Below are 247 nucleotides of genomic sequence, written 5' to 3'. Positions count from 1 at the left end.
GGCTCGGACATCGCGCGGCTGAAGGGCATCGAGATCGATGAGAAGCGCGTGGTGTCGTCGACCGGCGCGCTGTCGCTCGAGAAGGTGCCGGAGAGGCTTCTCATCATTGGTGCTGGCGTGATCGGGCTGGAGCTCGGCTCGGTCTGGAAACGGCTTGGCGCTGAGGTCATGGTGGTCGAGTTTCTCGATCGCATCCTGCCCGGCATGGATGGCGAAGTCGCCAAGCAATTCCAGCGCATCCTCGAAA

General features: G+C 62.8%; 1 protein-coding gene. It reads left to right on the top strand.

The genetic code is table 11. The features are described from left to right. Nucleotides 1-247, top strand: a 247-nt coding sequence (locus tag QSV46_RS40605) for an FAD-dependent oxidoreductase (RefSeq protein ID WP_314964363.1), incomplete at both ends; no start/stop codon positions are given.

It is taken from the genome of Bradyrhizobium cosmicum (genome assembly GCF_032290525.1).
GTDB lineage: Bacteria > Pseudomonadota > Alphaproteobacteria > Rhizobiales > Xanthobacteraceae > Bradyrhizobium > Bradyrhizobium cosmicum_A.
This window is presented reverse-complemented; position numbering and strand designations above follow the sequence as displayed.